The organism is Parabacteroides sp. AF17-28, assembly GCF_003479205.1.
Classification (GTDB): Bacteria; Bacteroidota; Bacteroidia; order Bacteroidales; family Tannerellaceae; genus Parabacteroides; species Parabacteroides acidifaciens.
Window position 1 is genome coordinate 33,389 of the sequence record NZ_QUGV01000017.1, and the last position, 23,537, is coordinate 56,925.

At 44.2% G+C, this 23,537-nt stretch carries 11 protein-coding genes; 5 read left to right on the forward strand and 6 right to left on the reverse strand.

Annotated elements, in window-relative coordinates:
* Positions 1-136: 136 nt before the first annotated feature.
* The 6 genes from DWW90_RS13065 to DWW90_RS13090 form a co-directional block, all read right to left on the reverse strand.
* Positions 137-3,514, reverse strand: coding sequence for a glycoside hydrolase family 2 TIM barrel-domain containing protein (locus tag DWW90_RS13065; RefSeq protein WP_122345321.1), 3,378 nt, complete (start codon positions 3,512-3,514; stop codon positions 137-139).
* Positions 3,515-3,629: 115 nt separating this feature from the next.
* On the reverse strand, positions 3,630-4,184 hold the full coding sequence (locus DWW90_RS13070; protein ID WP_122331307.1) for a DUF3332 domain-containing protein: 555 nt from the start codon (positions 4,182-4,184) through the stop codon (positions 3,630-3,632).
* A 19-nt stretch (positions 4,185-4,203) separates the two neighbouring features.
* Positions 4,204-5,658, reverse strand: a complete 1,455-nt coding sequence (locus tag DWW90_RS13075; protein ID WP_122345289.1) for a PD40 domain-containing protein — start codon at positions 5,656-5,658, stop codon at positions 4,204-4,206.
* Between the two features lie 6 nt (positions 5,659-5,664).
* Positions 5,665-7,044 carry a DUF6057 family protein gene (locus DWW90_RS13080; protein WP_147382436.1) on the reverse strand — a complete coding sequence of 460 codons (1,380 nt, stop codon included), beginning with the start codon at positions 7,042-7,044 and terminating at the stop codon, positions 5,665-5,667.
* 63 nt (positions 7,045-7,107) lie between these two features.
* Positions 7,108-8,766, reverse strand: coding sequence for a RagB/SusD family nutrient uptake outer membrane protein (locus tag DWW90_RS13085; RefSeq protein ID WP_122345291.1), 1,659 nt, complete (start codon positions 8,764-8,766; stop codon positions 7,108-7,110).
* Between the two features lie 23 nt (positions 8,767-8,789).
* Entirely contained in the window at positions 8,790-11,852 is a 3,063-nt protein-coding gene (locus DWW90_RS13090; RefSeq protein WP_122345292.1) for a TonB-dependent receptor, read from the reverse strand.
* 1,494 nt (positions 11,853-13,346) lie between these two features.
* Here DWW90_RS13090 and DWW90_RS13095 point away from each other — a divergent pair.
* From DWW90_RS13095 to DWW90_RS13115, 5 genes are all read left to right on the forward strand, one after another.
* Positions 13,347-16,442: a TonB-dependent receptor gene (locus DWW90_RS13095; protein WP_122345293.1), complete on the forward strand. Its 3,096-nt coding sequence runs from the start codon at positions 13,347-13,349 to the stop codon at positions 16,440-16,442.
* 35 nt (positions 16,443-16,477) lie between these two features.
* The gene (locus DWW90_RS13100; RefSeq protein WP_115499958.1) at positions 16,478-18,094 is read left to right on the forward strand and encodes a RagB/SusD family nutrient uptake outer membrane protein; all 1,617 of its coding nucleotides are present in this window, start codon (positions 16,478-16,480) and stop codon (positions 18,092-18,094) included.
* A gap of 112 nt (positions 18,095-18,206) precedes the next feature.
* Positions 18,207-20,141 carry an ABC-F family ATP-binding cassette domain-containing protein gene (locus DWW90_RS13105; protein ID WP_122345294.1) on the forward strand — a complete coding sequence of 645 codons (1,935 nt, stop codon included), beginning with the start codon at positions 18,207-18,209 and terminating at the stop codon, positions 20,139-20,141.
* The gene (locus tag DWW90_RS13110; RefSeq protein WP_122345295.1) at positions 20,138-21,358 is read left to right on the forward strand and encodes an S-adenosylmethionine:tRNA ribosyltransferase-isomerase; all 1,221 of its coding nucleotides are present in this window, start codon (positions 20,138-20,140) and stop codon (positions 21,356-21,358) included. Before DWW90_RS13105 ends, DWW90_RS13110 begins: the two co-directional genes overlap by 4 nt.
* A 55-nt stretch (positions 21,359-21,413) precedes the next feature.
* The gene (locus DWW90_RS13115; RefSeq protein WP_122345296.1) at positions 21,414-23,402 is read left to right on the forward strand and encodes an OmpA family protein; all 1,989 of its coding nucleotides are present in this window, start codon (positions 21,414-21,416) and stop codon (positions 23,400-23,402) included.
* Positions 23,403-23,537: the final 135 nt, after the last annotated feature.

Consider the following 23,537-nt stretch of genomic DNA (forward strand, 5'->3'; position numbering starts at 1 on the left):
ACTTTTGGATCAAGCCAAAAGTAACAACTAAATCATCATTTATGAATGAAAAAGAGGAAAATGCCTTATGAAAAAGAAAAAAGCTGCTTCCGGTCGAACCGGAGGCAGCTTTTAGTATGATTTAAGCAAGGTTGCTTTATTTATAGCTGTAACCTGCTTTCTTCTGTGCACCATTGGCATTTGTGCCCGGGATTAAAGTGAAGCCCCACTTGTATTCCTGGTCTGCCGGTAAGGTGTATTCTGGTTCGGGACGTGAATACCAGCTGTCGTAACCGGCCAAGCCCTGTTGTTTGAGGTCTACACATACTTCAACGAAGTTACGCGGTGTAATGTCGTTGATGTGTGTCTGGCGAGGTTTGTCGTACGGACCGATTTCCGGACGGTTGGCAATCTCTTCCGGTGTGAAGTTGTTCCACTGGTACGGACGGTTTGTCGTCTTGCCGGCATCGAAATCTTCTACGGAGTTGCGCATGGCGTTAAATTCCATTTCGTCGTCTGCCACGATCAACAGATTCTTACCCTTGCCACCCAATGAGATCCAGCGTGTATCGCAATGATGGCCGTTTTCTTGCGGGCGTACGTATGGGAAGTATTGTGCTTCTGCCGTGCTCTTATACTGTCCGATCGGATAACCGGCTTTGCGGTCCCAATAGTTTTCCAGCGGACCGCGGCCGAAATATTCTAACTGATCCATTGTCACCGGCAGGCGGAAACGTACACCAATACGCGGAACAACCATCTTGTCACGCTCGCTGACATTACTGCGGCCCGGTGAGAAAGTTGCTGTTGCAGTCGATTCGGAAATACCGATCTTCACGCCATCCAGATGAGCCGGAGTGAAGTGGGTTGCCACGTTCATGACACCGTCAGGATAGATCTTATAGGTTACCAGGAACTGGTTGCCGGCCGGCAGTTTGTAGTCGACCTTTACGATCGCATTGCCGTCGACGATTTCGCCTGTCGCACTTGTTACGTTGAAGTTACGGCTGGAGATTTCCCATATTTCGAGACGTTTCGGGTTGCCGCTTCCGTAGTCGTTATCGTTCGGTGCGCGCCAGAAATTCGGCTGGATACCGAAACCTTCGTTGAAGTATTCCGTGCCACCCACTTTGTAAGAGGTAACGACGCCGGCTTTCTTGTCGAATACGAAGTTTACTTTGGATGAAGTCACTTTCAAGGCATCTCCTTCTTCCGATACGGCGAGCTTCGGACCACCTGCCTTGTAAGCCGTTTTCTCGGCTGTAACAGGTAATACAAACTGATCCTGTGCGATGTCGTATGCGGCAGGAATTACACCGTCCTGCTTAGTTGTTGTTACAACGAAGTTAACCGTATAGTCTACGCCAGCCTCCGGTTTCAATCCTTCTACAGGAACCGTGATTTCCTGTGAAGCCTGCGGAGCTAAGTCGAGCGACATCTTATTGCTCTTGATCACTTTATTGTTAGCCTTGACCGTGTAGCTGATCATGTAATCTTTCAGACCTGTGAAATAGAAACGGTTTGTAACCTTGAATACGCCGTTAGCAGCGTCCACAGCCTCGAAACCGATATTCTGGTGGGCATATTTCACCTCTTCCATTGCCGGATGCGGCGTGCGGTCCGGGTTTACGATACCGTTGCAAAGGAAGTTACCGTCGCTCGGCATATCCTTACCGAAGTCGCCGCCATAAGCATAATAGTCTCTTCCGTTTTCATCCTTGACAAGGATGCCCTGGTCCACCCAGTCCCAGATATAACCGCCTTGGAGGTTCGGGTATTTGTAGATTGCTTGCCACTGGTCCCAAAGGTTACCCGTGGAGTTACCCATTGCATGTGCATATTCGGAAGGAGCCACCGGACGGTCGCTGCCGTTCTTGCCGATTTCTTCCAGCCATTTTGCACTCGGATATTGCGGCACGTACATGTCGGAGTTCCATTCCCACTGTGCGCGTTCGTAGTTGACCGGACGGCCCATCATTGTTTTCTCTTTATCCTTTATATACAGATAAGTCTGATAGAAGTTATAGCCGTTTCCAGCCTCGTTGCCCAATGACCAGATCGTTACGGACGGATGATTCTTGTTGCGCTCATACATGTTCATCGTGCGGTCCATGTGCGGTTTCAGCCACTCCGGGTTGTTACCTAATGTGCCGCCTTTGCGCAGATTGTAATACATACCGTGAGATTCGATATTGGCTTCGTCGTACACATATAATCCGTATTCGTCGCAAAGTTCGTAGAACTTGCGATCCTGCGGATAGTGGCACAGGCGGACTGAGTTCAGGTTGTTCAGCTTCATCAGCTCGAAATCCTTACGCATCAGCTCTTCCGGAACGTAGTGGCCGGTTAGCGGATTGTGTTCGTGGATGTTCACGCCTTTGAACTTGATCGGCTGTCCGTTGAACAACAGCACGGTGTAAGGCTTGCCGTTACCTGCAATCTGGTCGATCTGCTTGATTTCGATGCGGCGGAAACCGACGTTTTGCGGGATTACTTCCGTCACTTTGCCGTCTTCCTTGATCGTCATCAACAGTTTATACAGATTCGGATGTTCGGCGTTCCATGTCGCTACGTTATCCAATGTCTTTTCGAATGAAGTTGTCGTAATCGTGTTCGGGCTCACCCACAGCTTATTCTCAGCTGTAGCAGCCACATTGCCTTTTGCGTCCAACAATTCGTATGTAACGTCGATATCCTTCACTTTGTCGGAATGGTTCTTGATGTCCATTGCCAGACGGAAGATACCGTTTGTATAAGTATCGTCGAGTGTGGAAACGACGCGATAGTCATTCACAGCGATCTTTGGTTGCGACCACAGATATACGTCGCGTTCGATACCGCTTATGCGCCAGAAATCCTGGCATTCCAGATAGGAGCCTGTGCTCCAACGGAAGATTTTCAGCGTCAGGACGTTCTTGCCCGGTTGCAGGTATTTGTTGATCAGGAACTCGGCCGGATTCTTGGAATCTTCGCTATAGCCGACTTCCTTGCCGTTTACATATACATATAAGCCTGATTTGGCTCCGGCGATGTTCAGATATACATCGCGTCCGTCCCAAGTGGCAGGAATCTCGAAGTCGCGGCGGTAAACACCCACCGGGTTTGCTTCAGGCAAGAGCGGGGGCTGTGGGTTACGCGGTTTGAACTCGTATCCGTGGTTGGTATAGATGGCAGTGCCGTGTCCCTGTACTTCCCAGTTGCCCGGAACCGTGATGTCGCTCCAGTCGGAAGTGCTGACAGAAGGGTCTGTGATATTGGCCGGGAGCTTTTTGTATGAATCTACAAAATAGAATTTCCACGTACCGTTCAATAAGGAATAGAAAGGACTTTTTTCATATCGGGAGGTGAGAGCTGTGGCGCGGTCTCCATAGCTCATGAAAGAGGAGCGGGGCGCCTCTTTGTTGACGGCAACGACTTGTATGTCCTGCCAATAAGGCTTCGCCGGCTGGTTAACCGCATTGTCTGCCAACGCGGTGCCCAAGAGGAAGCAACTCAATGCTCCTGCGAACATTGTTTTCTTGATCACGTGTTTCATATGCATTTTTAATTTAGATTAGCACTTAATAGTTGAAAGTTGAAAGGTGAAAGTTGAAAGTTTTTGAATCATCGACCCCCAACTTTCACCTTTCACCTTTTAACTTTCACCTGTTTTATCTTGCGGCGTAGAAAGAATAGCCTTCAGCAACCTGCTTGAATGCAAGTACGCCGGCCTGGTTCAGTTCTACATTCATTTCCTTACCGTCGGGCAGGAACATGACAACTTCGTCATTACCTTTGAACTGCAGCAATTTGGTTGCTTCGCCGTCTGCTTCGACGCTCCAGCTCTGGTCTGCTTCGTTGAAGACAAGATCAACCGCTTTTTCTTCTCCTTCTTTCTGGATATGATAGCCGTCTTTCTTTGTCTCGATCGCATACGTACCGTCTTTTGTTTCGATTGTCTTTACTGTGCCTGCATCAGCAACAGGGTTGCTGCCGCTCCAGAATTCGATAGAGTTTAAGACCAAAACATCTGCCAATGCAGAGATTTCGTAAACCGGAACGATCCAGAATGCAATGAATACAAGCTCGTTCACAAACTTACTGTCGATGTTTCTGTTCCAATCCAACAGTTTATTGGACAATCCAAATGATCCAATACATGATGAGAATAATACACTGCTGGCAAGAGTCGTTGCCACCAATAATGTTAAGCTTTTTTTCTTCATGAATATTTAATGTTTACAGTTAATCTGGGGACGAAGATAGTAATTTATTTCGGATTAGCTTGAGGCTGTGTTCGTTTTCTGTAACTGGATTTATGATAAGTTCCGGTAAATTGAATGTTTTGGTAAATGTTTTATAGAACTCAGGATCTTTTTGAGGAACCATGAAAGGTTTACCCGCAATCCCTGTTTTCGGATCGAAAAAAGCAATGAATGGATGTGCCCAAAGCCCGTCTATACGTTTGCTGCTGAACACAAACCATTTTCCGGTCGATGACCAGGTATGGAAACTCTCGACATTATCACTGTTTACTTCTTGCATGTTCCGGATATTCCCGTTTTGCAGGTTTAATAGATACAGTTCGCTTTCCGGATGCCATATTGAGAAGTTCCCATAATCGGAACAAATAAACATTAAATAGTTCCCGTCCGGTGATACCCGCGGAAAAGAGATACTTTTATGCAAGGCTGATGCGTTGTAAACACATTCCGGCTTGCCGAAGACTCTGTTTTGCGTATCGAATGATATTTTGTACAGATCATAATAAATACTGTCCAGTGGTGTTTGTTGAGTAATGGCTTTACTCCGGGAGAAATAAAGTGTTTTCCCGTCCGGGCTCCAGGCCGGGAATGTCTCCATCCATTCCGGGCCATAAATAAGGGAATCAGTAATCATCTGATTTGTTTCGCAATCCCATACGATCAGGTCCGATTCCAAGTCTGATACTTCGATAGGCTTTTTCCCCGTAGAATGGAAGAATTGCTGGATCTCATTGACAGAATAAGCGATATATCGTCCTTCCGGATGCCAGGCGGCATACGTACCGCTGTTGTTCATCCCTTCTTTCTTTATGTTTACTTTTTCTACATTCCCATTCCGGGAGATGACTGTTCCACCGGCTTTTCCCCGGATATGCAACATCATTGTTTCCGGATTATTCCGGCAGAAAGTATGGCAGTTCATACATTCTGACTTTGCGGATTTATTCTCGATGATGGGAGTTACTTCATACGAAGTCAGGTCGCGCTGGTAAATCCCCATCTCGTTCCACAGCTCATACCCGGGATATAGCAGGCGGTAAACTAAATACGGATCGACCGATTCTGTTGAAATCGTGTTCCAGATATCTTTGTATTGTATCCATTTCCCTTCTTGCCGGACGCAGATACGGATGTAAAACTCTTTTCCTGCCGTTGCTGTAGTCAGGGCTTTCCACTTTTCAGCGGGGATACGGACATTGGCATTCCGGGATTTTTGGGAGAAGAATACCTGTCCTTCAGAACCGATTTCGGTATAAAAGGCTTCTCCTTCTTCTGTTATCAGGAAGTTAGGTGCAGCTATATTGCAGGGAAATGTTACATCTGTATAATCCGGAAAAAGAACAGGGCTGGTGTCGGTCTGTCTGTCCGGTGAAACACGTCCGGGTTGACAGGCTGTTAAGAAAAGAAGTGTATATAATATTATGTATCGTGCCATATTTGTTTATTGCTGGTCTTGTTGATAACGATTCAGGATTTCCTGATAGAGGGGCGGCATTCCGGGATAGGAGAAGGCCTGTATGCGCGGCAGGTTTTCGACAAACTGTTTCTGCCGGTTGCTCAATATCAGGTAACTCATCAGATATTCGAATGCCATTTGGTTGGAAGAATCCCGGTCACAGATATAGATTAGTTCCGGTCCCAGATTCTGTATATTGGAAAAGCGGGCTTTTTTATTTTCTGCATGTGGTAACGCTTTCAGACCTCGAATCTGGCCGGTATAAGCTATTTTCTCGTATTCTTCGGCTTGTTTCCGGTAAAATAAAGATTGTTTGAGAATCCGGATAAAGCGTAGGGCGACTTCCGGGCGTCCGTTTGCAATATTATAGCGGATCAGGTTCGTTAGGTTGGGCGCTGTTTCTCCGTTGACAACCAGTGACTCGAAGGCCCACCGCTGTGCTTCGTTCAAATATCCTAACTGTTCGTAAATGTAATGTCCGTACCGGCTTTGTTGCGCGTCTCCCGTCCAAGGTAAAAAGAGGGAGTTGATGCCGTAACTTTGCGAATAGTTCAGTAAGTCATAAGGCATGCGTCCTGTATGATAAAGCGCCATATTCCGGAAATAGTCGTTCAGTTGATTTTCTCCTCTGTATTTCCGGGTACAGTCAAGAACTTGTTCCCATTCCTGTTTCTTGAGATGACCTTCCGCTTCAAGCAGTAACCGTTCACGCATATTATAGGAATAGACGAATAGATAGAAAGTACCGGCAGCGTAGATTCCCAAACAGAGAATACTGCCACCAGTGTAAATCTTTTTGTTCTTTCCGAATCGTGAGAAAAAAAGAGCGGAAAGCAGTGTTATGACACAGATTAAAATTGCAATGGTCGGATATATCCATCCCAGTGCAAAGCTCGTTAATAGAAAAAAAGGCAAGAGAGTTATATAGAATATCTTTTTAGGTAACAACGACAGCAAGAATAATAAGAAGAAACAACAGAAAAGGCTGGTAGCCCAACTGATTTCAAAACCAAGCGATTCAAATTGCACGAATAAGAACAAGGGAAGCAAGATTGCCAGATGCAATGGATCGTGTTTTCCTGTTAGCTGCTTGCAACAGAGTACCGGAAACAGATAAAGGAGTGACAGAATAAACGCAAATATAATTTTTCCCGTATAAGGCAGGTAGAAGAATTGGACGATGAAGTTTGCCAGATATTCCCCGAGTTTACCGGGGGTGGATAAAAATGTATCCAGGTAAGCGTGGGAAAACAGAAATAAGTTTTGTTGTTCGTGATAAGGGAAAAGATAAGCCAGACTGTCCAGGAACATGAACAGAAACAAGCCGCAAAGAGCAGTAAAGAGTAGCCAGTGAATATACTTCATAAAAGAATGAAACACGAGAGGATATGACTCCTCCCGTGTTTGTTATGACAAAAATTTAGATATTTACTTTGTCGGATATCCCGGATTCTGTACCAATGCCGGATTCAGGTCGATTTCTTCCTGTGGAATCGGGAACAGGTAGTTGTGATCTTCATATTTACTACCGGTCAGTTTGATGTTTTCTCCCTGGTATAAAATACATCTCTTTCCCTTATCTATATCCGGTGCAGTCGGATCGTCGACTATCATATATTTCATTCCTAAGAACGGAGCGTTCAGTACATCTTTAGCAATGCCCCAACGGCGGATGTCCCATTTGCGCTTGCTTCCTTCAAGGGCAAACTCAACACGCCATTCGTTACGGATTCGTTGACGTAAAGCATCTTGCGTGCCGCAATAGGTCGGTTTGCTTGCATCCGTATTTTGCAGCTCCGGCATACCGACACGGCGACGTACCTGGTTTACAGCGTCAAAAGCGGAAGCATCTAATCCTGTAAGTTCATTTTTAGCCTCTGCATAAGTCAATAAAACTTCTGCATAGCGGATTACATGCCAGTCTTTCCCCATATCCCAACCTGTCGATTGCGGATCAATGCTCGGGTCTAACCATTTTTGCTGGTAATAACCGGTAGCTGTCGCGTCGTTATGCTGAGCAACACCTGTTGAACCACTTGATGGCAGAGGAGCTGTCTTGATTGTTACACCATACATTTCTTCACCGTCATGCAGTACACAAACTTCCAGACGCGGGTCACGGTCTTTGAACGGATCTGTCGGGTCATAGGTTGTGGACTTGTCAATCGGAGAACCGTCAGCACACTCAAATGCATCGACCAAACTCTGGGTCGGATTGATGCCACCCCAGCCTTTTGTCGGGAAACATTCCCAACCGATGATATAGTTTGTCAGTGTCGGAGCGTTGAACTGACGTACTAAAATCGCTTCTTTGCAGGCTTCCTGTTCTTCCCAGAATAATTTAGCATATTGTCCTGTATTGTTTGCGTCAAACAATTCATATTCACCGGAATCCATTACTGCTTTAGCGGCTTCCGCTGCCGTGTCGAAATGTTTGAAATATAATGCTGCACGAGCTTTCATTGCATAAGCGGCTCCTTTCGTTGCGCGTCCGTAATCACTGCTACCCCACTGTGTTGGAAGGTGGGCGATCGCATAATCGAAATCTTCCATGACTTTGGCATATACTTCTTCAACCGGAGTACGAGTAATTTCTCCCATTTCTTTCAGATCGAGAGGTTGATCCACATAAGGAACGTCGCCATAGGTTTGGATTAATCCAAAATAGATGAAGCCGCGTAAAAAATGTGCTTCGCCCATGGTTGCTTCCTTTTCTGTTTGATCATAATCAGGAATCATATCTATTTTAGTCAATAAAACATTGCAGGCGCGAATCGCATTATAATCACCGCTCCATCCCATATTGGCCGGGTCATAAATACCTCTGGATACATCGCCGGCAGCCCATTTGATACCATGTACGGCATTATCGGAATCAATGTCTCCGTCTATATCACCATTGCCGTCCCCTGCCGGTAAAGCCTGTCGATATACATCGGCAATAAACATCTTTGCATCGTTTGGAGTTTTCCAGAAGCTACCATCTGACAGTTCGTCGTCCGGTATACGATCCAGAAAGTCGCTACAAGAACTGAAACCGAAAAGGATAGCAGCCAGAATTGCTACATATATATAATTCTTTTTCATATTTCTATATTATAATCTGTTATTTAAAAACCTACTTTAAGACCGATTGATATTTTTCTTACGTTCGAGTATAAACCTCCGCGAGCATTGGACGGTGCTGATTCCGGGTCAAGTGAATCCATTCCGGTAATTGTGAACAGGTTTTCACCTGTCAGGAATACTTTTACGCGATCCAGATTGATCTTACTTAGTAATGCTTTCGGTATGTTATAGCCGATCGTCAGGTTTTTCAAGCGGACATAAGAAGCGTCTTGCAACCAATAAGAAGAGAACTGGTAGTTGATCTGGTCTGCCATTGTAATACGTGGATATGAAGCATTATGGTTGGTCGGTGTCCAACGGTCCAAATGGCGTTCCAAAACTTTACCACCGTTAAAGAAAGCATAAGCTGCTTCACCATTAACGTAAGCGTCTACGTCAAATGCTCCCTGGAAGAAGAATGACAAATCGAAATCTTTGTAGTATAAGTTAGCTCCTAAACCGGCTGTCCAGCTTGGAAATTCTTTACCGATCACTTTACGGTCGTTAGCTGCATCGATTTTTCCGTCACCGTTCAAGTCTTTGTAGCGGATATCACCCGGTTGTTCCGTTCCGGTACGTGTCGGACCTGCTGCAACTTCTTCAGGAGAATTGAACAGCCCGTCAGCTTCATATCCATAATAAGAACCGATTGGATATCCTTCCAGGAACCAGAAATTTCCTCTACCGTCACCCGGTTCTTTTCCCTCAGTACCTTGTAAGTCTGTTAACTCATTGTGGACATAGGCGATGTTGAAATTGATGTCATAGCGAAAATCCTTGCTGATAGAATTGTTATGGAAAATACTCAAATCGAATCCGGTGTTCTGCACTTGACCTGCATTTTGTCTGGGTGCATCCATACCAAAAATACCCTGTACAGGCAAGAGAAGCAACATATCATTAGTCGTTTTCTTATAACCGGCCAGTTCGAATCCGATTTTATTATTTAGGAAAGAGGCTTCAATCGCACCTTCGATACTTGTTACTGTAGCCCATTTGAGTTCCTGGTTTGCATAACGGCTTTCTTTGATGGTTGAATAAAGCGTATTCCCAAACATATATTTATCATATGCATATGAAGGAACAGTCAGATAGGCTTCTTCATCTTTCAACTCTTCGTTACCTGTTTGTCCCCAGCCTGCACGTAATTTCAAATTACTCAACCAATCTATACCTGCATTTTTCATAAATTCTTCTTCGGTGATTCTCCAACCGGCAGAGAATGCAGGGAAAGCACCCCAACGGTTACCGGAAGCAAAACGGGAAGAACCATCCAAACGGACATTCGCTTCTAACAAATATTTATCAGCAAAGCTATATTGTGCACGTCCGAAATATGAACGGTGGGCGATCTCATATCTTGATTCTTTGTTGGTCTGTGAAGATGCATCCAGCGTGCTCAATGATTCTTGCAATTCATTGTTACCTCCACCTTTTCGTTCAGCCTCAAGATGTTTATAACGATAATCGATCTGTTCGAAACCGGCTAACAAACCTAAATCATGTTTGCCCCATGTTTCGTTATAATTGATCAATACCTGCGTCGTGTACCAGTTCCACCAGGTTTGCTTTTCATATCCTTCGCGAAGACCTGTCGTTGCTTCGTTATTAGCGCCATAAACGATTTGAGTTTTGAAACCATCTTCGCTTCTTTCATCATTCCGTACTGAAAATAACGCTTTGGCGGTCAGGTTCGGCAGAATATTTACCTGCCCATACAGTGTACCGTTTACCTGTTGGTCCATTGTTCTTCTGAAGCCGTCACGCCCCAACAGTGCTACCGGATTGTCTTTTCCGTGATACAGGAAATCACCTTCTTCATTACGGACTGCTTCGACCGGGGTTGCACGGTTGGTAAATTGAGTCATACCGGCAACACTATTCCATCCGTCCATCAGGGTTCCTCTGTAGCCTGAAACATTCAAACCTGCAGAGAACCATTTGTTGATTTGAGAATCGACGCTGGTACGCGCATTAAACCGTTTGTAGTTGTTGGCATCGATCAAACCGTTCTGCTGTGTATATCCGACAGATGCATTATAGCTTGTCTTTTCAGAGCCACCGCTGATAGATATGTGATGCATTGTCTCAATCGCATTTTTGTTCATGGTCTCTTTATACCAATCGGTATTTGGGTGACCGTAAGGATCTGTTCCGTTGCGATATAATTCAATGTCTTCATCCGTGAAACGAAGCGGATTGTTCGGATTGTCATTGAGAGTCGCCTCGTTATATAACATGGCATAATCTGCAGAACCCAAGAATTTGGGACGCATAGTCGGAGTTGACCAACCTACATTTCCTGAATAGTTGACGCGTGCCCGGTCACCTTTTTTACCTTTCTTTGTTGTGATCAAAATAACACCGTTGGCAGCCTGTACACCGTAAATAGCGGCAGAAGAAGCATCTTTCAATACTGTCAGGCTTTCGATATCAGCCGGGTCAATCGTATTCATGCTACCCGGAACTCCATCTACAATAACTAACGGACTTGCTGCATTCACGGAGTTCTTACCACGAATCGTGATAGAACCTGTCTGTGAACCCGGTCTACCAGAACTTTGGATAGCTGTCACACCCGGCATCTGTCCTGCTAAAGCTGCAGAAACGCTTGATACAGGTCTTGTTTCCAAAGTCTCAGCTTTTACTGTCGATACAGAACCTGTCAGGTTTACTTTTTTCTGTACGCCATAACCAACAACAACAACCTCATCCAGTTTTTGTGTGTCTTCTTTTAAGTTTACCTTAATGGATTGTTCTCCATTGTACTTAATCTCCTGGGTCAGGTAACCGATAAATGAGATAACGATCACATCTCCTTTTTTAACATCCAAGACGAAATTACCATCCATGTCGGTAACTGTACCGTTAGTAGTACCTTTTACAACAACGGAAGCTCCGGCTACAGGGCCAAATTCGTCTTCCACGATACCTTTTAAACTCGCTTGTTGCTGAGAAATGCCAACTTTAGGAGTTGCTGTTTCATTGGCTGCAAACATCGTCCCTGATGAACAAAGAGCAGTAGACAACAGCAAAAAGCTGACTGGTCTTACAATTTTCAACATACTAATTGTTTTTTGTTTAATAATAATAGTCACTATATGAATAAGATCTAAGGAGGTGACAATCACCCAACTTATAGACTTAACACATTCTTTTCTTGATTTTGAACGTTCAAAAAAACTTATATCCAAAAACTTGACTTAGTTCTTGTAGGACTAATTACTTATTGTAAAAAACATAATGAATGATAGAAAAAAAGGGAGGATTTTAATGCGAAGTTCTTGTAGGACTACGTTTCTTCGACGTGGCAAATGTAATACATATTTATTACAGTACATACTTTTTTTTAGAAAAAATTAGCACGATACCTGTGAAATGTATTTTAACATCACCTTTATATAACGCGACAAATATATTAAAATATTTCATTAACACAAACAATATTATCTGTTTTTTTTCTTATATAAGCCTAATGTTTGCTCTTCTTCCTTTGAAAATCTAAATATCTATTACTTTTATTCGGCGTGTGTAAAATTAATCTTTTACTATATTAAGTGTAATTTAATATTTGCCTATTTACCCAATGACAGAACTTGAAATGTTAATTAACAATTAAAGGGTATTTCGGTGGATTATGTGAGTATGTTTGTAGTTAGGCTTTTATCCCTTCGTACTTATTGTAATAAGTATTTAATTAACATCGAATAATAAACCACATATCATATGGCCTGATTAGTGACAAAATCCGATAGTGGCTTTGGTAAAATCCAGTGCCCATGAAAATCGGATTGCATGGGCATGAAAATCCGGATGGATGGGCATGGATATTTTTTTCAATCCTTAGGGGCTTATTGTATAAAATGCATTTTTCAGGCTCGAAAGACATCCGAAACCCAATAAATGTTAATCCACTTTTCTGCCATCAAAAAAGGACTTTTTCGCCTTTTTTGAGCGTTTCCAGCAATTACGACCGTCCTCTTTGCCATTATGACCGTGCTAATGTGTAGTGCACTCGGCACCTCGCGAAGATTAGCACGGTCGTAATGGCGATTTGGACGGTCGTAATTGGAAAGAGGACCGTCTTCAGGGCAAAAAAGCCCCTGAATTTCCTCGGGATATTTGGAACGCTGTCCGTTTTATTTTCAAATATTCGATTCTCCGAGAGTTAAGGTTTATCACTTTGTCGGTGTTTCCGGTTTTCGGTAATCAAATTGCATGCTTTTTAGAATTGGCTCGGCACCTCATTTCATCTGGTGTCAGCCGGGAAGGTTAAAACCATGAAAAAAGTCAATCCAAAATCGATCAAGATTTTGAACGAAATAGAAAAACTGCCCAAAAAGGGGGTTATTGTATATCTCTCATTGTTTTTTCGAGCACGTTTGTCGAATTTATTTAATCATAGTCCTACAAGAACTAAGTCAAGTTTTTGGATATAAGTTTTTTTGAACGTTCAAAATCAAGAAAAGAATGTGTTAAGTCTATAAGTTGGGTGATTGTCACCTCCTTAGATCTTATTCATATAGTAACTATTATTATTAAACAAAAAACAAATTGGTATGTTGAAAATCGCAAGACCAGTCAGCCTTATGTTGTTGTCTGCAGCATTGTGTTCCGGAGGAGCAGCTTATGCATTAGACAGTACGGCAACTCCCAAAGTTGGCATTTCTCAGCAACAAAAAAGTTTGAAAGGTACAGTGAGTGATGATTTAGGCCCTGTAGCCGGCGCTTCTGTAATTGTAAAAGGAACGACTAACGGTACGGTTACCGACATGGATGGTAATTTTGTACTGGATGTTAAAAATGGAGATGTTATCCAGATTTCTTTCATCGGTTATTTGACTCAGGAAATACCGTACACCGGACAAGCGTCGTTAACTGTAAGCTTAAAGGAAGACACACAAAAGTTGGAAGAGGTCGTAGTTGTAGGTTATGGAACACAGCAGAAAGCGAACCTTTCAGGTGCTGTTGCTTCTGTTGCCAGTGAAGAACTGACCAATCGTCCTATCTCTAATGTATCATCCGGTTTGCAGGGTTTGATGCCTGGTGTAACGATCACTGCCGGTGAAGGTCGTCCGGGTGAAGACGGAAGTAATATCCGTATTCGTGGTGTCGGGACATTAAATAATTCTGATCCTTACATTTTGATTGACGGTATCGAAAGTGGTTCGATGGATAGCGTTGACCCCAATGATATCGAAAGTATTTCTGTATTGAAAGATGCAGCGTCGGCCGCTATCTATGGTTCGAAGGCATCGAATGGTGTAATTTTGATTACGACTAAACGTGGTAAATCTGGTGCTCCCCGCGTTTCATACAACGGTTATGTCGGCGTTTCAAGCCCGACGGCTGTTATTGACCGTGTAAGCTCTGCTGAATATGCAATGCTGTACAACCGTATTGACGATACGAATGGTCAGCCGCACCGTTATAGTGATGAAGATATTCGTCTGTTCCAGGACGGTTCAGACCCTTATGGCCATCCTAATACAGACTGGAATGATGCTGCTTATCAAACAGGTGTGCTGCATAAACATAATGTAAACGTAAGCGGAGGTTCTGAAAAAGCAAAATATATGGCTTCTGCCGGTTATTTAGGACAAACAGGTATTCTTCCTAATTCGGAACGTAAACAGTTCAATGGGCGTGCTAATCTGGATATGAATATCACGAAGAGATTGACGGTCCGTATGAATATGGCTTATATCAAGAATGATTATAAAGACCCGAACTCCAACTATGGCGGCGGTTGGTCTGACCAGATCATTCGTCAGTTGAACATTCTGAGCCCGATGATCCCTGTTTATAAAGAAGATGGTACTTATGGGGCAACAAATGACGGTAACCCTATCGCATGGTTGGATTCCAAACAGACTGTTGATAAATACAATCAGAACTTTACAGGATCTTTGGCTGTCGATTATCAGATTATCGATGGTTTGAAAGCAACTGTTTCAGGTGCTTATGTAAATGACGATCAACACTACAAAGCATTTGTAAAGAAAATTGACGCTGACCCGGCGCAGGCTGCCCGTCCGAATAGTTTGTCGGAAGCATTCACAAACTGGAGCCGTTATAATCTGGATATTTTGTTGAACTATGATAAACAGTTCGGTAATCATGGTTTGAAGGCCATGTTGGGTTATCATGCAGAACAGTATGATGTACGTTACAATTATATGTATCGTGAAAACTTCCCTAACAATGAGTTGGATGATATGAACGCCGGTGCGACAGCTACTCAAACAAACTCTGGATTTACCCGTGAATTGGCTATGCTTTCATACTTTGGCCGTGTAAACTATGATTACGCTGGTAAATATCTGTTGGAAGCTAACTTCCGTGCGGATGCCTCTTCCCGTTTTGCTCCGGGACATCGTTGGGGATATTTCCCTTCTTTCTCAGGTGCATGGCGTATCAGTGAAGAAGGATTTATGGAAAATACGAGAGATTGGTTGAACAGCTTGAAGATCCGCGGTTCTTGGGGTATGCTGGGTAACCAGGATGCATTGAGTGACGGAACTCCGACAGGCGGTGACTTCTATCCTTGGTTGAACACCTATAATCTGGGTGCTAATTATCCTTTTGGCGGTGCGTTGACAACTGGTTATTATCAGGGCAGTTATAAAATCGAAGACCTTTCATGGGAAAAATCTACAACATGGGGTATCGGTTTGGACGCTGTGATCAATAATAAGATCAACTTGACATTCGATTACTATGATCGTAAGACTACAGACATTATTATGGAAGTTCCGGTTCCGACAGAGTTCGCATTAGGAGCTTATAAAGATAATGTAGGTGCGATGCGTAACCGTGGTGTTGAAATCCAATTGGGTTACAATAACCGTTGGGGTGATTGGAAATTCGGCGTAGTCGGTAATTTTGCTTATAATAAAAATAAGATAGAAAATTTAGGTGGTGTCGAACGTATGTCTGATGGTGACTTCCTGCGTAAGGTAGGTTCGCCGATCAACTCCTGGTATGTTTATAAAACAGATGGATTCTTCCAGTCTGACGAAGAAGCACAAGCTTGGATGGATAAGTATTCCAAACAGGAAGGATATCCGTTCGGACAGAAGTTCAGAGCCGGTGATTTAAGATATGTCGACACAGACGGTGATGGCAAGATTACGGCTGAAGACCGTGAATTGTATAAAACGAAAGATCCGGTCATGACATTCGGTTTGAACTTGAATGCAGCTTATAAGAATTTTGATTTGACAATGAATTTCACAGGAGCCGCTAATGTAGGATTTGCTTATACAAAAGAAGCTTTTGGTGAATTCTCCGGTAGTGCAGGGCATCCGTCCACAGCATGGCTGGACTCCTGGACTCCAGAAAATCCGAATGCAAGTATGCCACGTGTAGCTGAAGCTCGTATGTCTCCGAGTGAAGCTTCCAATGTTTTGTCTGACTTTTGGGTAATCAACACAAGCTATCTGCGTTTAAAGACTTTACAATTGGGCTATACTTTCCCGAAAAGTCTTTTGGAAAAAGTAGGTGTTCAGAATTTGAGAGTGTATTATTCAACTGAAAACTTGCTGACATTTGATTCTATGCCGTTGAATGTAGATCCGGAAACTGTAAGCTCTCGCTTGTCAAGCTATCCTCTGTCAACAACACATTCATTTGGTGTTAATATTACATTCTAAACAATTAATGATTATCTAATTATAAGTTGAATTATATGAAACGTATATCAATATATCTATTGGCTGGAGTAGCACTATTGTCTACTGCCTGCTCGGACTTTTTGGATACAGCTCCGCATGATGCGCTGTCTCCTTCCACAACATGGAAAACAGAAAATGATGCTGAAAGCTTTGTTGTAGGATGTTATAATGGACTGTGGGATCCAAGTTCTATTTTGTACCTGGATTGCGGTTCTGATATCGGTTATAATAATTTCCCTTGGGAAGGATGGCGTCCTTGGGGTGATGGCTCTTTGGCAAGTTCCAATACCGGAGCTTCATTCTACAATTTTTCTATTATCCGTCGTTGTAATACGGTATTGGACAACATTGACAATGTCGAGTTTACGACACCGGGAAAGAAAGAAGATTTGATCGCCCAAGCTAAAGCCATTCGTGCTTATTGCTATTTTCGTATGAACTGGTGGTACGGCGGTGTGCCTATTATCGGCTCTTATCTGACAGCTGAAGAAGCTCAGGTTCCCCGTAATACGGAAGAAGAAGTGCGCCGGCAAATTGCACAAGATTTGGATGATGCGCTTGCAAACATTAATGCTGAGCCTTCCGAACGTGGACGGATTGCGAAAGGAGCGGCCCTTGCGATCAGAATGCGCGAAGCTTTGTATTATGATGAATGGCAAAAAGCTAAAGATGCGGCTCAAGCTATTATCGATTTGAAACAGTATGAATTGGACCCGGATTATTCCAATCTGTTTAAACTGACGGGAATTGATTCCAAAGAAGTTATTTTAGCGGATCAGCGTATTGCAAATATATATGGTTTAGGTGTTGTCGGCCAGATGTATAATAACAAAGATGCTGGTTGGTCTTCAATCGTTCCTACTCAGAATTTAGTTGATATGTATGAGATGAGTAACGGTTTGACAAAAGATGAACCGGGTAGTGGTTATGATGCTACTCATCCGTTTGCCAACCGGGATCCTCGTATGGAAAAGACTATTCTTTTCCCCGGACAGGAATGGAGAGGTGAAGTCCTGAATACTTTGGATGAATTTGAAGCTGATGGTAAATCGAAAAATATCAATTATCCGACTTATACCGATAATGCTTCTAAAACGGCTTTGACATGGGCTAAATATTTGGATCCGATCGATCAGTATTCGAACATATGGAATACGGCTACTTGTGTGATCGTTTTCCGCTATGCAGAAGTATTGCTTACTTATGCTGAAGCATCGAATGAATTGGATGGTCCTTCGGCTCAGGTTTATGAATATTTGGATCAAATCCGTACACGTGCAGGCATGAAGCCGGTTGATAGAACCAAATATGGTACAAAAGAATCATTGCGTGAGTTGATCCGTCGTGAACGTTGTGTCGAACTGGCTGGTGAAGGATTGCGTCGTGCAGATATCTTGCGCTGGAAAGATGCCAGTGGTAAGAGATTGGCTGAAACATTGTTGAACGGGGAATTGAATCGTATCACAGGAACTATCAACTACAGTGAAACTGATCCTTATAAACGTGCAGTTATTTCTGATAAAAGAGCGTTTATCGAAAATCGTCAATTTGTAGAGAAGAATCGTTATTTGCCGATTCCGCAAGGTAGTATCGATAAGAACCCGAACCTGAAACAGAATACAGGTTATTAATAGGTACGCCATTTGGCGAGAAGTCTTTTTATTAAAATAGAAAGCCGCGACTTTATGTTGCGGCTTTTTTTATGGATAAATTGTATCTTTGCAGCCATAATAGAAAAAATATATGATTTCGGTTGAAGGACTAACAGTTGAGTTTGGCGGGTTTACGCTTTTTGATGATGTTTCGTTTGTGGTTAATAAGAAGGATCGTATTGCACTGGTCGGGAAGAACGGTGCCGGAAAATCTACGATGCTGAAGATATTTGCAGGCTTGCAGTCACCGACCGCGGGGACAATCAGCGTGCCGAAAGAAACGACAATCGGTTACCTTCCCCAGCAGATGAAATTAGCGGATACGCAGACGGTTCGTGAAGAAGCCGAGCAGGCTTTTGAGCATATCCATGAAATGGAAAAGGAAATGGAGCGGCTGAACCTGCAATTGGCCGAACGTACCGATTATGAGACGGAATCCTATCAGAAACTTATCGATCGTGTCACCCATCTGACAGAACATTTCCAGCTGATGGGTGGAAATAACTATCATGCGGAACTGGAACGTACGCTTATCGGTCTGGGGTTCACCCGGAATGATTTCGACCGGCCGACTTCCGAGTTCAGCGGGGGATGGCGTATGCGTATCGAGCTTGCAAAACTCTTGTTGCGTAAGCCGGATGTCCTGTTGTTGGACGAGCCGACAAACCATTTGGATATCGAGTCTATCCAATGGCTCGAAAACTTTATCGCGACACGTGCCAATGCGGTTATTCTCGTTTCCCACGACCGGGCGTTTATCGACAATACGACTTTCCGTACGGTTGAGATCGAGCTTGGAAAAATCTATGACTATAAAGTAAAATATTCCGAATATGTCGTGTTGCGCCAGGAGCGGCGTGAACAACAGCTCCGTGCTTTTGAGAACCAGCAGAAGAAGTTGGCCGATACGGAGGCTTTTATCGAACGCTTCCGCTATAAGGCGACCAAATCCGTTCAGGTACAATCCCGTATCAAGCAATTGGAGAAAGTGGAACGCATCGAAGTGGATGGGGTGGATACGGCTATGCTGAACTTGAAGTTTCCGCCGGCTCCCCGTTCCGGCTCGTATCCGGTGATAGTGGAAGACCTTGCCAAACGGTATGGTGAACACTTGATTTTCGAGCATGCGACGTTTACGATCAACCGGGGGGATAAGGTCGCTTTTGTCGGTAAAAACGGAGAAGGTAAATCGACATTAGTAAAATGTATAATGGGTGAGATTACCGACTTCACCGGCAAGTTGCAACTGGGGCATAATGTCAAGATCGGTTATTTTGCCCAGAACCAGGCACAGCTTTTAGATGAAAATCTGACGGTGTTCGATACGATCGATTATGTGGCGCAAGGGGATATCCGTACGAAGATACGCGATATTTTGGGTGCTTTCATGTTCGGGGGAGAAGCTTCGGACAAAAAGGTCAAGGTCTTGTCGGGAGGGGAGAAAACGCGTCTGGCAATGATCCGTTTGCTGCTGGAACCGGTGAACCTCTTGATTCTCGATGAGCCGACGAACCATTTGGATATGCGTTCTAAAGATGTGTTGAAAGATGCATTGAAGGAGTTTGACGGAACGGTAATTGTCGTTTCACACGACCGTGAGTTCCTGGATGGCCTGGTGGACAAAGTATATGAGTTTGGCAATAAACGGGTGGTCGAACATCTGGGAGGGATTTATGATTTCCTCGAACGCAAGAAGCTGGATAGTCTGCAAGAACTGGAACGTTCCGCCCAGGCGGCATCTGATGTTGCTGCGGCAGATGTACAACCCACTCAAAATAAGCTCTCGTATGAAGCCCGCAAGGAGCAGAGTAAAGCGATCAAGAAAGTGGAAAAAGCGATTGCGGAATCCGAAAAGAAAATTGCGGATTTGGAAAAATCCATAGCGGCAATCGAGGCTAAACTGGCAACGCCTGAGGGAGCGGCGGATGTCTCTTTATATAGCGAATATTCGGCCTTGAAGAAAGATTTGTCGGATACGATGGATCTTTGGACTGAACAAACAATAGAATTGGAAGAATTATCATGACAACAAAGACGCAACAGATACGTATTGAAGATTTCGATTATCCGCTGCCTGACGAGCGGATCGCTAAATTCCCGTTGCCTAAGCGGGATGAATCGAAACTTTTATTATATAAGGAAGGAAAGGTCGGCGAAAGTATATTCAAACACATTACGGACTATCTGCCGGAAGGCTCGTTGATGGTCTTTAATAATACGCGGGTGATCCAGGCCCGCCTTTTGTTTCAGAAAGAGACAGGGGCCAAGATCGAGATTTTCTGCCTGGAACCGGTCGAACCGCATGATTATGCATTGGTATTCCAGCAGACCGAACGTTGCCGCTGGACGTGTCTGGTGGGTAACCTGAAAAAATGGAAAGAAGGGTTTTTGACTAAGATGGTGCAGCTCGATGGCGAAATTGTCACGCTAAAAGCGGAGAAGCTACAGACTTGCGGAGATAGTCATCTGATTGAATTCTCCTGGGATCATCCGACTTGTACGTTTGCCGATCTCCTGGATGCGGCAGGTGTATTGCCTATTCCTCCATACTTGAACCGGGAAACTGAAAAAAGCGATTTGCAGACTTATCAGACTGTCTATTCGAAGATAAAAGGTTCGGTGGCCGCTCCGACTGCCGGTTTGCATTTTACGCCGGAAGTCCTGGCTGATATCGATGCGCACGGCATCGGACGCGAGGAGTTGACGCTTCATGTCGGAGCCGGGACGTTCAAGCCGGTGAAAAGTGAAACAATCGAAGGCCACGAGATGCATACGGAATTTATATCCGTACGCCGTAGTTCGATCGAGCGGATCAAACAGAACCTCGGTAAGATTATTGCGGTCGGTACGACTTCGGTCCGTACGCTTGAAAGCCTCTATTATATGGGAGTTACGCTGGCTTCGAATCCGGAGGCGACAGCCGATGAATTGATTGTCAAACAGTGGATGCCTTATGAAGAGTCGAATAACCGTCTGACTGCTGATGAAGCGTTGCAAAATATCCTGGATTATCTGGACAGGCATCAGGCGGATAAGCTGGTGACGGCTACCCGGATCATTATCGCTCCGGGTTATGAATTCAAAATCGTACGGGGTATCGTGACGAATTTCCACCAGCCGAAAAGTACTTTGCTGTTGCTGATCTCAGCCTTTGTAAAAGGTGATTGGAAGAACATTTACGATTATGCCCTGGCGCATGATTTCCGTTTTTTGAGTTACGGGGATAGTTCGCTGTTGCTGTAAAGGTTATACAATAAATCGTACATAATCCTGTTATATATAACATAGATTATAGCAAATGAGACAATTTACCCCATACTTATTCCTGTTACTGGCAGTATCGTTTTTGTATTCCTGTAAATCGGCGAAGTTGAGCGATGCGGAAGAAAAGCAACGCATTGGTGAATACTTTGAAGCTGCGGCCATATACCGGAAAGTATATACAAAAACACCTCCTGTCAAGCGGGACTTGCGTGGTTATATCGCTTACAGGATGGCCGATTGCAATCGCTTGATTAATAATACGCCGCGTGCAACCAGTGCGTATATGAATGCCTTGCGCTATAACTATCCCGACAGTATTGTGAACCTTCGCCTCGGGCAGATGTACCATAAGAGCGGACGTTATGGTGAAGCGATCAAATATTACAATGATTATCTGTTAGCGGAACCGGGCAGCATATTGGCATTTAACGGTATTGCGGGGTGCGAGGAGGCTACGAAATGGAAACAGAATCCGACTCGTTATGTGGTCAAACGAATGGAGAAGTTTAACTCCCGCCGTTCCGAGTTTGGCCCGATGCTGTACGGAGAAAAATATGACCAGCTTTATTTTGCATCGACTCGTACGCCCAAAGGAGCCGGAAAAGATAAGGATGAGACTACCAATGCGATTACCGGGCAACGGAATAATGATTTCTTCCTGGTGAAGCAGGATGAGAACGGAGCCTGGCAAGCACCGATAGAGTTGGAGGATGAAGTAAATACGGAATTTGATGAAGGGACGCCCTCTTTTTCCAAGGACGGGAATACGATGTATTATACTTATTGTGCGCAGGATCCGGAGGGACCGCGTACTTCTGAAATTTATATCTCTACCCGTAGCAGTGCCAAATGGGGGAAGGGTACGCGTGCCAGTATCGTAAAAGATTCGGTGACAGCTCTTGGTCATCCGGCGATTTCGCCTGACGGTAAATATTTGTATTTTGTATCCGATGCAGTGGGCGGTTACGGTGGTAAAGACTTGTTTCGGGCGCGTGTTGTCGGGAATGATTTCGGACCGATGGAAAACCTGGGACCGGATATCAATACGCCGGGTGACGAAATGTTTCCATATGTGCGCGATTCCGTTACACTTTATTTTGCATCGGATGGTCATCCGGGTATGGGAGGACTCGATCTGTTTAAGGCTACTTTAGACAGTACCGGTAAATGGAATGTCGAAAACATGAAAGCTCCGATCAATTCTTCCGGAGATGACTTCGGTATCACTTTCGCCGGGAAGCAGGAAAAAGGCTTTTTTAGTTCCAATCGAAATGATGCACGCGGATACGATCATCTGTATTCTTTTGAAATGCCGGTTATCACGATCTTTATTGAAGGTATCGTATCGGATGTGGATGAGAATCCGATCGAAGATGCGACAGTCCGTATTGTCGGCCGGGACGGTTTGAACGAAAAAGTGCTGGCAAAGAAAGATGGTAAGTACAAAGTGGAACTGGAACGTGACATCAGGTATGTGATGATGGCCAGTGCACGCGGTTATCTGAACCAGAATTTTGAGTTGAAGACCGGGCCGGAAGAAAAGAATGAGACATATATCGTGGACTTTTTCCTTTCCCCGATCAGCAAACCGGTTGTGATCGAAAATATATTCTATGATTTCGATAAGGCGACACTGCGTCCGGAATCGAAAAAAGCATTGGATGAACTGATTAAGATGTTGAATGACAATCCGAATGTGACAATCGAATTAGGAGCGCATACCGACCGGAAAGGTTCGGACCAGTATAATGAACGCCTGGCCCAACGGCGCGCCCAATCGGTAGTCGATTATCTGATTGCGGGAGGTATAGCCAAAGACCGCTTGGAAGCCAAAGGATATGGTGAAAGTGTTCCTAAGGTGATCAACAAAAAGATGGCTAAGAATTTCGATTTCCTGAATGAAGGGGATGTCCTGACGGAAGAATTTATAGAGAAGCTGACTCCCGAACAGCAGGAGACTGCGGACCAGATAAACCGTCGGACAGAATTTAAAGTATTACGGACAAACTATAATCTGTTTTGATTTATCAGCAGAGTAGACAAAGATATAAGGTACCTCGAATTTTTATCTTGTAGCGCGTAAGAGGTTGTCTTTGAATATCGGCATTTTTTTCTGAATGAGCCCGCCGGTTTTCGGATAACCTCTTACTTTAGTTAA